The sequence below is a fragment of the Paenibacillus polygoni genome (genome assembly GCF_030263935.1).
GTDB classification, from domain to species: domain Bacteria; phylum Bacillota; class Bacilli; order Paenibacillales; family Paenibacillaceae; genus Paenibacillus; species Paenibacillus polygoni.
On record NZ_CP127162.1, the window covers coordinates 319,580 to 333,237 of the forward strand.

The 13,658-nt window shown below is 39.8% G+C and carries 11 protein-coding genes and 1 pseudogene; 4 read left to right on the plus strand and 8 right to left on the minus strand.

The window, feature by feature from the left end; translation table 11 throughout:
* The first annotated feature begins 21 nt into the window (after positions 1 to 21).
* The gene (locus QPK24_RS01620) at positions 22 to 2,019 is read left to right on the plus strand and encodes a heparinase II/III family protein (RefSeq protein WP_285745620.1); all 1,998 of its coding nucleotides are present in this window, start codon (positions 22 to 24) and stop codon (positions 2,017 to 2,019) included.
* A gap of 71 nt (positions 2,020 to 2,090) precedes the next feature.
* On the opposite strand, the gene QPK24_RS01625 is transcribed toward QPK24_RS01620, so the two are convergent.
* The 5 genes from QPK24_RS01625 to QPK24_RS01645 form a co-directional block, all read right to left on the minus strand.
* Entirely contained in the window at positions 2,091 to 2,633 is a 543-nt protein-coding gene (locus QPK24_RS01625; protein WP_285745621.1) for a cysteine hydrolase family protein, read from the minus strand.
* 74 nt (positions 2,634 to 2,707) lie between these two features.
* Positions 2,708 to 4,174: a nicotinate phosphoribosyltransferase gene (locus QPK24_RS01630; RefSeq protein ID WP_285745622.1), complete on the minus strand. Its 1,467-nt coding sequence runs from the start codon at positions 4,172 to 4,174 to the stop codon at positions 2,708 to 2,710.
* A 63-nt stretch (positions 4,175 to 4,237) separates the two neighbouring features.
* The gene (locus QPK24_RS01635) at positions 4,238 to 4,816 is read right to left on the minus strand and encodes an HD domain-containing protein (protein ID WP_285745623.1); all 579 of its coding nucleotides are present in this window, start codon (positions 4,814 to 4,816) and stop codon (positions 4,238 to 4,240) included.
* 22 nt (positions 4,817 to 4,838) lie between these two features.
* Positions 4,839 to 5,681 carry a Sir2 family NAD-dependent protein deacetylase gene (locus QPK24_RS01640; protein ID WP_285745624.1) on the minus strand — a complete coding sequence of 281 codons (843 nt, stop codon included), beginning with the start codon at positions 5,679 to 5,681 and terminating at the stop codon, positions 4,839 to 4,841.
* Positions 5,682 to 5,729: 48 nt separating this feature from the next.
* A complete protein-coding gene (locus QPK24_RS01645) occupies positions 5,730 to 6,602 on the minus strand; it encodes an SIR2 family NAD-dependent protein deacylase (protein WP_285745625.1) in 873 nt (290 codons plus the stop codon).
* Between the two features lie 354 nt (positions 6,603 to 6,956).
* On the opposite strand from QPK24_RS01645, the gene QPK24_RS01650 reads away from it, so the two are divergent.
* A complete protein-coding gene (locus QPK24_RS01650; protein ID WP_285745626.1) occupies positions 6,957 to 7,298 on the plus strand; it encodes a winged helix-turn-helix transcriptional regulator in 342 nt (113 codons plus the stop codon).
* Positions 7,299 to 7,525: 227 nt separating this feature from the next.
* On the opposite strand, the gene QPK24_RS01655 is transcribed toward QPK24_RS01650, so the two are convergent.
* Positions 7,526 to 8,080, minus strand: coding sequence for a cysteine hydrolase family protein (locus QPK24_RS01655; RefSeq protein ID WP_285745628.1), 555 nt, complete (start codon positions 8,078 to 8,080; stop codon positions 7,526 to 7,528).
* A 117-nt stretch (positions 8,081 to 8,197) separates the two neighbouring features.
* On the opposite strand from QPK24_RS01655, the gene QPK24_RS01660 reads away from it, so the two are divergent.
* The gene (locus QPK24_RS01660; protein WP_285745630.1) at positions 8,198 to 8,647 is read left to right on the plus strand and encodes an Lrp/AsnC family transcriptional regulator; all 450 of its coding nucleotides are present in this window, start codon (positions 8,198 to 8,200) and stop codon (positions 8,645 to 8,647) included.
* A 72-nt stretch (positions 8,648 to 8,719) separates the two neighbouring features.
* On the opposite strand, the gene QPK24_RS01665 is transcribed toward QPK24_RS01660, so the two are convergent.
* The gene (locus QPK24_RS01665) at positions 8,720 to 9,514 is read right to left on the minus strand and encodes an MBL fold metallo-hydrolase (RefSeq protein WP_213533235.1); all 795 of its coding nucleotides are present in this window, start codon (positions 9,512 to 9,514) and stop codon (positions 8,720 to 8,722) included.
* A gap of 1,022 nt (positions 9,515 to 10,536) precedes the next feature.
* Here QPK24_RS01665 and QPK24_RS01670 point away from each other — a divergent pair.
* Positions 10,537 to 12,912, plus strand: coding sequence for an Ig-like domain-containing protein (locus QPK24_RS01670; RefSeq protein WP_285745632.1), 2,376 nt, complete (start codon positions 10,537 to 10,539; stop codon positions 12,910 to 12,912).
* A gap of 113 nt (positions 12,913 to 13,025) precedes the next feature.
* Here QPK24_RS01670 and QPK24_RS01675 read toward each other — a convergent pair.
* Positions 13,026 to 13,634: pseudogene (locus QPK24_RS01675) on the minus strand (IS3 family transposase); the annotation flags it as partial.
* Between the last annotated feature and the right edge of the window lie 24 nt (positions 13,635 to 13,658).

Consider the following 13,658-nt stretch of genomic DNA (forward strand, 5'->3'; position numbering starts at 1 on the left):
TTGAAGGTGGTTTGAATCCCCATGGAAATAAGTAGAACGGACAAGGATAAAGGAAGTAGCCCGTGTCTGGATCGGCAATATGTAAAATGGGCTTTGTCAGCAAAGATTGAAGAATCTGAAGCAGATTCAGCTGCTTTTGCTTTTGGGATCACAAACTGGAGACAAAGATTACGCAGCACCCAAGAAGATTCTCATTTCACTAAGAGCTGGGAACAGATTAGATGGAAAGCTGCTCAGGCTGTGAGCGAACCACTTCCGGAACTTTCTTTTGCAATCTTCAGGCAATTTGCTGAGACAGGAGAGCGTAAAGCGTATGAGGATGTTTATTTTGAACGGAGAGCGAGGTTGAATGCACTCGCAGTGGTTACTGCCGTTATTACAGATAAGCAAGAGCACCAACGGTATCTAGCTTCCTTAGAAAATGTGATATGGAACATATGCGGGGAGTATACGTGGTGCTTAAATGCGCATCTGCCAAAGGGAGGAGACCCTTCTCAAGAGGTAGATTTGTTTGCGGCCGAGACAGCACAGGCGCTTTCCGAAATCTATGCGATGCACCAAGACGTACTAGATATAAGAGTTTCTGAACGCATACGAACTGAGGTGAGAAGACGAGTACTTACCCCGGTTTTTACTGAGAAAAGACCCTTCTCCTGGCGATATGCAGATCATAACTGGTCGGCAGTATGTGCTGGCGGGAGCGGGATGGCTGCGCTTATTCTGATGAATGATTCGGAAGAGAAGACAGATGCGATGATGCAGACGCTGGAATCTATGAACTCTTTTCTGAGCGGCTATGGAGCGGATGGAGGGTGTGCAGAAGGGCTGGGTTACTGGGTCTACGGATTTGGTTACTATACCTATTTTGCTGAGATGCTAAGGGAATATTCGCATGAAAAAATAGATCTGCTTGCATCCGAGCATGTGCGGACAATCGCTCGCTTTCCCTCATCGATCCATCTTTCGGATGGAGTGTATGTTAACTTTTCGGATAGCAGGGAGCGGGAGGTGCTTCCGTCTGGACTTCTGAACCGAATCGCAGAGCGGACGGGATGCACCCATGATATTCCTTTTATTATTCCTGGTATGCTGGATGACCCTGTAAGAAGATGGGCGCACCTGATTCGTAATTTCCTATGGAGTGATGCAGCTCAATGTTTGAATGAGAAGAAGAGCGAGAGGGAGAACCGGAAGCAGAACGAGAACGAGAACGAGAACGAGAATCGGAACCGGAACCATATGGAGGACTCATCCAGCATCTCTGAGGGTACAGGTCTTAAAACAGCAATCTTCCCAAATCTCGGTTGGTGGGTGAGCAGAGGAAATTTCAGTGGTTTCGCACTAAAAGGCGGACATAACGGAGAGCCTCATAACCACAATGATCTAGGGCAGTTTATCCTCCATGGCGCGGGGGAAAATCTTCTCTGCGATTTGGGCGCAGGGATGTATTCCAAAGCTTATTTTCAAGAAGGCAGAGAGTCGATTATTAATATCTCTTCGGGCGGTCATAGTGTACCAGTGATCGGCGGGCATACGCAGAAGTCAGGTCCTTCCTATTCTGCAAAGGTTCTTAAGACAAAGAGCAGCGAGAAGGAGATTCAGGTAGTGCTTGATCTAACGAAAGCTTATGGTGAAGCGCCGATTCACTGCTTTACCCGCTCTGTTCGCTTCCAATGCCGCTCAGATGATAAGAGGTCCATACTGGAACTGGAAGATGTGTTCGAGTGGAAGGGGATAGCAGAGTCGATAGAAGAGAGGCTGATTAGCCGAATCGAACCTATTTTTGAGCATGGTACAGTGATCTGGAACGGTAGCAGAGCAAGGCTGATCCTTCGCTATGATTCAGCTCTGTGGGCAGCATCATGTACAGCAACAGCACACTTCACCCATGAAGGAGAATCATACACTTTTTATACGACTTCAGTTATAAGTAAAGAGAAAGAGGGCAAACAAACCAAGTGCCAGCTCCAGTTTGAGATTGATGATACTATATCGGAGGGATTAAATGCGGAAAGTTGACCTGTTGATCTTGCTGCTTATCGTAGTTAACTCCCTCTTAATAGAAGAGGCTTTAGCGGTGTGAGTCGCGTTTATTCAAAAATTTCAGTGTAGAAGCAAAGTTTCAAGTGATTTATCATTGTTTCTCCAAGGTCAGTAAATGTTGTTACACCTCGTTTATGAGTTGCTGTTTTGAACCCTTCTGCGTCTGCTCCTGCAACTGTTAAATAGACACAAATATCTGTACACACCCCAACAGTATGAACTTTATCTACACCTGAATTTCGTAAAGTTTGGGCCAAATCTGTATTAAAAAATGAATTATAGTCCGTTTTTGGCGAATAAATTACATTATCATGATCCTTATTATCTTGAAACCAATCATATAATTCTCCGAACAATTGTTGTCCTTCTGTACCTACAATATTATGTGGCGGCCATAATTCAAAGTGTGGATCATTGGGTTGGTGTTCATCCATTGTTACTACAACTACATTTCCCTCAGCTAAAAATCTGGTTGCCAGATCTTTAATAAAAGGAACTATTTCTTGGGCTGGTTTACCAACCGTTAATGTTCCGTTATCAGCTACAAAATCATTACTCATATCCACAATTAATAAAGCTTCTTTTGTCATTTTAATTCGACTCCTCTAAATAAAAAATGAAGACCTTATCTCAATCGATAAGGTCCGTTTAAATCGGGTTACCCTTATATAATTACAGATTCCCTGTTAATTTTTTTGGCTTCTTCTATGTTTTTCATTTTGTTGTCCCAGCAAGCCTGACTCAAATTCACAGGATATTCGGCTGGATATAAGGAACGTTTGTATTCTTCCCAAAGAAGATCAAGCTGTAGTTTTGCGAAAAGTTGGATTTCTTGAACCTTTGGACATTCATACACAAGTTTCCCATTCTCAAAAATCACTTCGTGCAAATCGATCGCCGTAAAATTTTTGACTGCTTTCCTAATATACGTATGCACGGGATGGAACATATGAAGTTCGGATTCTTTTTCCGGTTGTTCATAGGCAAGGGCAATATAATCGCCTTCCGATTTTTTCGTATAGTTGTTAATAATGCGGTACACCTTTTTTATTCCTGGTGTAGTGACTTTTTCATGACTTGCAGAAATTTTGATGGTATCTCTCATCTGTCCATGTTCATCTTCAATGGAGACTAGTTTATACACAGCTCCTAAGGCAGGTTGGTCAAAGGCAGTTATACCTTTCGTTCCAACTCCCCATACATCAATTTTTGCTCCTTGAGCTTTTAAATTCATGATTGTGTATTCATCGAGATCATTTGATGCATAGATTTTCGTATCAATAAATCCTGCTTGGTCTAACAATTTCCTTGCCTCTTTGGAGAGATAACCGAGGTCCCCGCTATCTATACGAATACCGGCAAAATTGATCTTGTTACCTAATTCTTTTGCCACTTTTATTGCCGTCGGAACACCTGAGTTTAGCGTGTCGTACGTATCCACTAGAAATACGCAATCCTTGTGACGTTTAGCGTATTTATGGAAAGCGATATATTCATCTCCATATGCTTGGATAAAGGAATGGGCATGGGTTCCTGAGACAGGCAGACCAAATAACTTACCTGCTCGAACATTGCTTGTACTAGAGAACCCGCCAATATAGGCAGCTCTCGTACCCCATAGGGCAGCATCAAATTCATGGGCACGTCTAGTACCTAATTCGGAGATGGGCTGGTCACCCGCAACTTGTTTGATTCGGGATGCTTTGGTTGCAATGAGTGTTTGATAGTTCACAATATTTAATAAGGCCGACTCCATAAGTTGTGCTTCTATTAAAGGTGCTTCGATACGGAGGATCGGAGAATTTCCAAAGACAACCTCACCTTCTCTCATAGCACGAATGGTTCCTGTAAAACGTATTGTTCTCAAAAATTCAATAAAGTCTTCTTGATAACCAAGTTCTTTTAGATAATCCAAGTCAATTTCAGTAAAATAAAATGCTTGTATATATTCTATAATTCTTTCTAATCCAGCAAAAATCGCATATCCGTTTCCAAAAGGCAATTTCCGAAAATATAAATCAAACACCGCTTTTTTGGTATGAATATTATCTGCCCAATAGGATTCAGCCATATTGATTTGGTACAGGTCCGTGTGTAGGGCGAAGCTATCGTCCACATCATTCTTCATCATTATTACCTCCTAACCTAACAAAATACGGTCAGGTTTGTTCATTATACAGCGTTTTTTAAGACATTAAATTTTAGTTTCTTTACTTTGACGTAAGAGATATTTAGCAAACTCAACGAGTCGGCGTGCTTCTTCCGTCCGAAGAAAATTCACATCTAAACCGTTTGGACCTAAACGAAAACGATCCAGTGCATCGGCATCCTTGAAAATTTGATAGAGCAGTTTAGCCTTTTCATGATCATTAGAGGAAATCTCAATCTCTGACAAACCAAGTGAATCGTGTTGGTCATGGTAATAGATCATAAAATATGTTTTTTCATCATAGGGTAATTCGCTTGCCTCACAATAGTCTTTGTAATACGCTGCTCCCCGGCTACCATGCCCTTGATCAATACCATCATCCAAGCGACGAGTGTCATGGAATACAGCCGCCATACCAAGGGCATCTAGTCCTTCATCTCGAATTCCATTTTGGTGCCCGATGATAAGAGCAAGTAACAGCACACGTGCACTGTGCGTTTTTGTATGCCATTCACTATCTGGCAGCCAAAACTCGACTTTTTCCTCCATGAATGTATACCATCGTTCGTAATATTCTTTAATTGGATGGAAAATTGGCTCGTGTACTACGTTTGCTAACAGCATAATTACTCTCCCATCTATAGGTTTATTTCAGCTGAACTAATTGCGCTAATACGGCAGAAATATCACCATCAATTCCAATTGATCTGGAGGCAATTTCTTGCGGAATATAAATTTCTCCTTTATTCAGCGTAATATATGTCGCGTTTTCCTCGTTGTTTGTAATATTCATAAATGGTGCTTTAATTAACTGGTTTCTAAAACCTACGCCTAGTTCCAGCAATACTAATTTTTTACCATGAGCGGTCTTAATAAAATTCTGATACGCATCATAGCTCGCTTGCCAAGATGGATCTCTTAAGAAATTACGGTCAACTTCTACATGCATTTGCATCGGACCGCCACATTTTGGACACTGTGGAATCAGGTCGGAAGGTACTTTTCCATTTTGCTGTTTTTGTGCCATTTCACGTAATACGTGATCACCTGAATAAATATCATCATGACAGCTGTTAGAACACTGTAACTTACGACAATTCCCTTCAAATTCGAAAAGACGTTCTTTTGAAAAACCTGCCAATTCAAAGTGGGCATCCGTATTCGATGTAATAACAAAATAGTTTTTATCTTTTACTAATTCATATAGGTTTTTCATTGCAGGACTAACTTCCTCGTTCTCTAAGAAGTACATGTACATCCGGCTAAAAAATGCCCACTTTTCTTCTTGAGAAGGGAAAGAATAAAAGGCGCCTTGCAGGATACTGCGAATGCCGTACTTCTCACAAAAATCACCAAAATTCTCTATAAATGCCGCATTCTCTGCGAAAATATTATAGCCACCTGAAATAGCAAGGCCGTTACTGGCACCAATGACAATGCTGTCAGCTTCTTCAATCTTTCTTAAAACTGCTGCATATGTTTCTTTCATACGTTCCTCCAATTTAAATACTTGATTCTAGTAGGTGCGAAACTGTACTTATTCGATATTTCCTGCTCGTTTTTCTTGTTCTTTCACAGCGGTTTTCAATACTTGAGCAATGTCCTCATGAATCGCAAGTCCTTTATCCATCAGCTCTACGGGCAATATTGCATCGTTTGGATTAATCGTAATATAATAGGCATCCGGCCAGTGATATGTCATATTCCAGAATGGCTCTTTAATGAACATCGGAGTCATCTTTCCAACACCTAATTCTAGAAACAGTACCTTTTTATCTTTGTTTTTGATGAGAAATTCATTATATTTTTTTAGTTCGGTTCGATAAGCAGTACCTTCTAAAAATACATAGGAGCGAACCCATGGCTCCATATCGCCACCGCATTTTGGACAAGTTGGAATCAACTCGGTAGGTATTCTTGTTCCTTCCATGTTTTCATACATTTTTTCAACCATATCTTTATTAAAATAAACTTGGTCATGACAACGATCGTTACATTGAAAATAACGGGAATCCCCTTGAATCGGTGCAACTTTATCTTGAGGGAAAACCTTAGAAAACTGTGCATCTTGATTCGTTGTCACAATGAAATAATTTTTGCCTTTAAGCAATTTTTCTAAATCAAGGTAGGGCTGACCAGCTTCAAGCTCATGTACACCCTTCTGATATAATGTAGCCAGGTAAGCCCAGCGTTCCTCTTTTGTTGGAAAAGGATGATAAAATCCATAGAATAAATTTTCAATTCCATATTTTTCGGCAAATTTTCTAAAATGCTTATTGAATAACTCCCCAGTCTGATAGTAGCTGTATCCAGCAGCTTCCGACATACCAGCAGCTCCGCCAACCACGATCGCATCCGCTTCTTCCATTTTCTGAAGTAATATATCTATATTGTTCTGTTGTAATAACATAATTTAATTTGTCCTCCTAATAGGGTTCGTCAATTTCTTATCCTGATGTTCTAGGATTTATGTGTATTATATAAGTCGTATATTCTTTTAAACAAGTATGCACTTTTAAGACATATACTATCTAAATAGATAGTGTTTGTCTCACAAATAAGAATTATAAAATGAGACTTAGTATGACTGGCGCATTCATGTATTGATAAGCTATCTATGTACATACTAAAATTTGGGGTATAAGATGTATCTTCATTTAAGAGACCCGCTTTACTAGACTATAGACTTATAATATAGTTAATACATAATAAAGAATGCGTATATAACTTATTAACTTATACTATCTGGGAGGATAGCGTGGATATGAATAGTAATGACTCAGATACGAATAAAGAGGAGTCCAAGGAACCGTTTTTTGGATACACTTTATCGATTATTAGCGGTAAGTGGAAACTGCTTATTATTTATCATTTATCACAAAACGGTGCTGTTCGGTATAACGAACTTCAACGTATGTTAGGGAAAATTACTTATAAAACCCTTAGTACCACCCTAAAAGAAATGCAAAATGATGGTTTAATTCATCGGGAGGAATATCCACAGATCCCTCCAAAAGTGGAATATAGTCTAACTGAAAAGGGACAAACGCTTTGGCCGCTCATTCAGGAGATGTGTCAATGGGGAGAACAATATAAAGAAGATTAATGAACATAGAAGCTCTAGCTAGATAATTGCAGTATACCTAACCTTTAGAGTAGACACTGGAACCCCTTTGGTTAACCCTATATTCTAGTGGGTGATTAGGGAGCATTTTTTATGGCAAATGAAGGACAAAAAAAAGCCCTAACTGGTCCGGCTGTTCACAGCAATCGTCCAGTTGGGGCTTAAGTTTATCTAATAGAGAGGGTTCATTCTTTAACCACTCTTTTTAATTAGTTATTCAGTTGCAGGAAGTCTGCAGTCGAAACTATATTGCAGTACATACCGTTAAGAGCGCCGACAAATGCATAATGAACCTCTTCAGCAGGTACGATTTTATCTTGATATGCTAATTCTTTTGTTGCACAAGCATCTTCAATAAGTGTAGTTTCATAACCTAGATCTACGGCAGCTCTAACTGTTGCATCAATACACATATGTGTCATCATACCTACAACGACTAACTTGGTAATTCCTTTTTCTTTTAATTGTTGCTCTAATTCTGTATTTAAGAAGCTGTTAGGGAAATGTTTGATGACGATACTTTCGTGTTCCGATGGTTGAACTGATTCATGAATCTTAACTCCCTCTGTATCCGGTAGAAAGAAGCCTAACCCTGGGTCACTTGCGACATGTTGTACATGGAAAATATGATCTTTGTTATTTTGTCTAAACCACTCCAGGATTTTAGCTGCATTCGCTGCTGCTTTTTCAGGGTTACTTAATTCCATGTTTCCATTTGGAAAATAATCATTTTGGATATCTACAATAATTAAAGCTGTGCTCATTTTTTCCACCTCGTTAATAGTTTAAGTATAATCAATGATAAATAAGTTCATGATTTTTATCGATACTTTGATGAAAAACTTTGATATCTAATAATTTCATGATGAAAGGAAGTTACTATGGAACTTGATAACATCGATGTTCAGATCCTCCGGTTACTATCCGAAAACTCACGTATTCAATGGAAGGACCTAGGAGCGCAAATCCATATGACGGGACAAGCAGTAGGGAATCGCATAAAAAAAATGGAGCAAAGTGGTGTAATTGAAGCCTACTCTCTAATCGTAAATGAAATGAAATTAGGGTTCTCTTATACCGCATTTATCATTATTTATATGAAAACAGCGAATCACGAATCATTTATATCTTTTATTAATGAACAAAAAGAGATAGTAGAAGCTCACCGAGTATCGGGTGAAGGCTGTTACCATTTAAAAATAAAGGTGAATTCTCAAGAACATTTAAATGTTCTTCTTAATAAAATTCTTGATTATGGGAATTACAAAATGTATCTATCTATACAAAACATTAAGAAACACAATCCACTGTCTAGTATGTTACACGTATAAAAAAGATAGGTATAATAACTCGAAGTTACTATACCTATCTTGCTTTGGAACACTAGAATGTACTAGCAGTGCCTAGTTATTAACTGCATCTTCTCCAAATGAGTAGGATTCTCCATCATCGGGTACCAACACATTAGACTGGATTCCTTTTTCGTTAATAAAGTTCTTTAATTCTTCTCTGGACAGTCCCCAATGGTTAACTGCTTCTAGATGGCTAACAACGATGGTTGCTTCAGGGGCAGCCTTGTATACTTCATAAATGTCTTCTTTACCCATAATAAGATTGCCAACAGGACCATCACCAGTAAAATGGTTTTCACCGCCATTTAGCAAAATAATTTCTGGTGTATAGGTATCAATGATCTCTTCTACTTTTTCATACCAAACAGTGTCACCAGCTAAATACACAGTTTCTTCTTCTGGATGTTGGAATACAACACCCATCACATTTCCCATGAGTTCTGCTGTTTCTCCATATCCGTGACGACCATCTACTTCCGTAATTTCAACTCCATTAAAGTCGATCGCTACTTCTTCTTCCATAACTTCAATATTCGTAAATCCTAATTCTTTGGCTAATTTAGCATCCTCTTCATCTTGCATAAACATCTTAATGTCTTTAGGGAGTTGATCTTTTGCTGCTTGGTCAAAGTGATCCTCATGTGTATGAGTGATAATGACAGCATCTACCCCTTCAAGAAGTTCATCAACGGACATTGGTAATTCAACGAGTGGATTGCGATCATCTCTTTCGGCAGGAAGGAAAGGATCAAATTCCCCTTTTTTAGACAGCATCGGATCAACTAAGAACTTTTGACCACCATATTCTAAGGTGATTGTCGCATTTCGAATTTGCTGAAAATTCAGCTCATACTCTTGTTGTTGTTGTTGAGAAGTGTTTTGCTCCTCTACAGGCTTTGTTTCCTGCGCGGTTCCGCAAGCAGCTAATAATGCACTCATCAATACCGCTGTCATTGTAAGCATAGCTGGCTTTTTAAACTTTTTCATCTTCATAAAACCTCATTTCAGATTGTAAGTAAACTTTACTTTAATAATCATTTTTTGATCTAAACTCAGAAACAGGACACAGTGGGGGGGATTGTTCTGAATGTAGTAGATAAGAGGAGAAACTCTCGCTCACTCACCTTATAGCCCGCTTATGCTAGTTCTTCTTATATATTTCTCCTTTCTATATGTCTTTTTCACAGGGGACTGAATGTATTATATGGTTGGTATAGTTATACAGACAAGTATGCACTTTCGAGACATATACTATCTATTATGACAGTGTAAGTTACCTTCATACGCTGAGATATATTAGAAGTTGAATAAAAAATTGAGTTTTGGCTCATCTATTTAGCAAAAATCCACATACGTAAACGTATGTGGATTTTTGTGGAATGTTATGTTGGTTTTTTATGAATTAACATCTATACATCTCTGGTGATTATATCGTGCTAAAAATAAGCATTAAAAAAGAGCAGTTCATCGCTGCTCTTTACTCTTATCTAGTTATGAATTGTCTTTAACGTAAAGGTGGCAGAACACCGCTTGAGAAAATAATAGACAAAACAACGATACTGACAAGGACAGCAGCCCCAACAGTCCAGAATACCAGTTTTTGAATCATGTTTTTGAAAACTCCCTTTTTTTACGATATTAATAAATGGCACCATTAGCTATTATACACATCAAATGTTAGATATAAGAAACAAATTTATAATTTTTATTAGATTTTTTTTAAATAGTAGACTTTTTAATGAAAAAAATGAGGAGATGGTTGAATATTTTCACCAAATTAATAAATAAAAAGTGCTTAAAATCTAAACATCAATAGTTCCCTAACCGACAAAAGAAGAAGACTACTCAGGCAGATATGGGGGGAAATCATGATAAAACAAAGATTGGCAAAAGTAATGGCAGCATTTATGGCACTCATTCTCATCATGACGACAACAGGGCTTGTATCCGTAAACGTGGCGTCCGCAGCAGACGCGGAGATCAGCAAACTGGTTTTGTCCACGGATTCACTAAGTTTGGAGATCGGGGACAGCAGTACACTAACAGCAACAGCGGTCAATAGTGATGGTAAATCTAATAATGTAACCATTAGCACAAACTGGACTAGTAATGATAGTTCGGTAGCTTCCGTATATAACGGGACAATTACAGCGAAAGGCGAAGGTACGGCGACCATTGTTGCTGTATACGACGGTAAGTCACAGGCTGTGAATGTAAAAGTAACAAAGAAAGTAAAGGCACTAACGAAGAATAAACAAGCACTTGATCTGCGTATAGGACAGGAAGCAAGTGTTACTCTTAAAGCAATTTATACAGATAACACAGAACAGGATGCATCGAGCATCGCCGAGTGGACTTCTTCGGACAACAAAGTAGCCACTGTAGTTAACGGATCCGTACGTGCTTTATCTGCAGGTACAGCAACCGTTACAGCAAAACTTGGCAAACAAACTGTGACGATTGAGGTTGGAGTCGAAGTTGTCAGACGAATTGAGATGGACCATACGCAGTTATCCCTGCTCTTAAAAGATGGAAAGCAAAAGGACCAACAGAAAGTAGTCCTGACAGCTACGTATCCAGATGGCGAGACAAAGGATGTTACAGCGGACGCCGTATGGTCTTCGAGTAATGAGAAAGTCGCTGATGCGTTTAAAGGAAATATTGTAGCCTACAAGGCAGGTACAGCAACCATTACAGCGGAATACGGTACGAAGACGACCACACTTGAAGTGGATGTAGATAAGACGCGTAAGCTGGTTGCGAGCGAACAAAGCTTTTTCATGAATATAAACGAAACCAAACAAATTGATTTAACGGCTGTTTATCCTGATGATACTGAGGTCAATGTAACTGAAAAAGCGGTATGGACTTCAAGTAATGTAAAGATTGCAGATGTCATTGATGGTAAGGTGTATGCGAATGCTTCTGGATCGGCAACGATTACCGCAAAATACAGCAATCAGACAGTAGAAATTCCAGTGGATGTAGAAGTTGCTCGCCATTTGGATATCGATAAGGAAGAACTTGGACTCAAAGTAGGCGGGACCCATACGTTTAAAGTAGTGGCAGCCTTCGCAAACGGTGTAACCGAAGAGGTAACGACCAAGGCAACCTGGACATCAAGTGAGGAAAGTGTTGCTTATGTAGAGAATGGAAATCTTACGGCATATAAGTCAGGGAAGACGACGGTAAAAGCAACCTATGGCGGTAAAACGGTTGAGGCAGCAGTTAGCGTAGACATTCCGACCAAGGTAGCACTGGCAAGCAAAAAAGGGGTAGTTCCTGTAGACGGAACCCTCCAAGCGAATGTAATCGCTACTTACACAGAAGATCGTGAGGAAATCGTAACCGATAAAGCGGAATGGAGCTCAAGCAATGAGAAGATTGCTGAGGTTACATCCGGTGGTTTAATTACAGGAATAAAGACAGGTAAAGCGACCATTACGGCAAAATATCAAGGTAAAACCCTTACCATGACGGTAGAAGTAGGACTAGCAAGCGGCTTACAGGCTGACGTGCCGATCGTAGCGCTGCTCTCCAAAGAAACGTATCAACTGAAGCTGACCGCATCTGATGAATATGGGAATGAGCAGGATGTAAGCAATGATGCAACCTGGAAATCAAGCAGTGCCCGTATAGCAGATGTGAAGAAAGGCTTAATTACTGCTTACGGCAAGGGCAAGACCAATATTACCGCTGAATATGGTGATCAGAAGGTAACCATTGCAGTAGAAGTGGACGTCATTGAACGCATGGAAATTTCGGAGTCTTCTCTTTCTCTGAAATCAGGCGATACGATAGATCTGACGCTGAATGTAATGCTGAGCGATGGTTCTACACGTGATGTGACAGACGCTGCAGAATGGAAAACGAACAGCTATAAAGTCGCTACCGTGAGCAAGGGGAAAGTGAAAGCAGTAGACTACGGAAAAGCGAAGATTACAGTTAAATATGGCAGCAAGTCAGAAAGTGTACCCGTCGATGTAGATACACTCAAATACTTGCAGACCGATGAAGTGAGCTTGACACTGAAAAAAGGACAAACAGTAAAAATTACAGCTGAAGCAACCTATGCAGATGGTTCTGAGGCAGACGTATCGAAGCCAGCGATGTGGACTTCTTCGAGGATCACGGTCGCTAGCGTAAAAGACGGTACCATACGGGCAACTGGAAAAGGAAAAGCAACGATTACGGTCAGCTTTGCCGGCAAGAAATCAAAAGTGAGCCTTGTCGTTACGGAGTAAACATCTAACAATATAAAGTGAAGTGCACCCTGTCAAGTAGACAGATAAAAAAACAAAATTATAAATGTTCAATCCCCTCGGTTATCAAAGCTGAGGGGATTATTTTTTCTTAGTTATGCTGCTTGCCGATATTCGTTAGGGGATAAGCCGTTAAGTCGTTCGGTGTATCGAAAATTATTGTAATAATGGATATAAGTTCTTACACTACGAAGGAGATTGTCGTATGTATCGTATTTCTCCAGATAAAAGCTTTCTGTTTTAAAGGTACCCCAGAATCGCTCAATAGGTTGGTTGTCCAAACACCGACTTACACGAGACATACTTGTTCTAAACTTGTATTTCTTTTGAAGTCGTTGGTATTCATGTGAGGTGTATTGAAAACCTCTATCACTGTGCAAGAGTGGCTTAGCACCTGGGTTCCTTTTGTAAGCTTTCTTTACTGTATTCATAACGAGTTCATTGTTATTGGAATGGCTGAGTACCCATGACACCACGGAGTTGTCATATCCGTCAATAATGGCACTCAAATAGGCCTTACGGCCATTTCCGTACTTTAATTCTGTTACATCGGTGCACCACTTTTGGTTAGGGGCATCCGCTTGGAATTTTCGGTTCATGACATTCTCTGCAATATGAAGGGCTGGAGCTTTCACGTAATTTGGCCGCTTTTTGCGAATCACTGCCCTTAGTTCAAGGGCGCGCATGATACGGTAATAGCGTTTACGGTTGTAGCCTTTTTTAGTTTG

Bases quoted from the DNA above. Each gene is read 5' to 3' on its own strand.
- QPK24_RS01620 (WP_285745620.1), top strand. From the start codon at position 22: ATGGAAATAAGTAGAACGGACAAGGATAAAGGAAGTAGCCCGTGTCTG.
- QPK24_RS01625 (WP_285745621.1), bottom strand. From the start codon at position 2,633: ATGACAAAAGAAGCTTTATTAATTGTGGATATGAGTAATGATTTTGTA.
- QPK24_RS01630 (WP_285745622.1), bottom strand. From the start codon at position 4,174: ATGATGAAGAATGATGTGGACGATAGCTTCGCCCTACACACGGACCTG.
- QPK24_RS01635 (WP_285745623.1), bottom strand. From the start codon at position 4,816: ATGCTGTTAGCAAACGTAGTACACGAGCCAATTTTCCATCCAATTAAA.
- QPK24_RS01640 (WP_285745624.1), bottom strand. From the start codon at position 5,681: ATGAAAGAAACATATGCAGCAGTTTTAAGAAAGATTGAAGAAGCTGAC.
- QPK24_RS01645 (WP_285745625.1), bottom strand. From the start codon at position 6,602: ATGTTATTACAACAGAACAATATAGATATATTACTTCAGAAAATGGAA.
- QPK24_RS01650 (WP_285745626.1), top strand. From the start codon at position 6,957: ATGAATAGTAATGACTCAGATACGAATAAAGAGGAGTCCAAGGAACCG.
- QPK24_RS01655 (WP_285745628.1), bottom strand. From the start codon at position 8,080: ATGAGCACAGCTTTAATTATTGTAGATATCCAAAATGATTATTTTCCA.
- QPK24_RS01660 (WP_285745630.1), top strand. From the start codon at position 8,198: ATGGAACTTGATAACATCGATGTTCAGATCCTCCGGTTACTATCCGAA.
- QPK24_RS01670 (WP_285745632.1), top strand. From the start codon at position 10,537: ATGATAAAACAAAGATTGGCAAAAGTAATGGCAGCATTTATGGCACTC.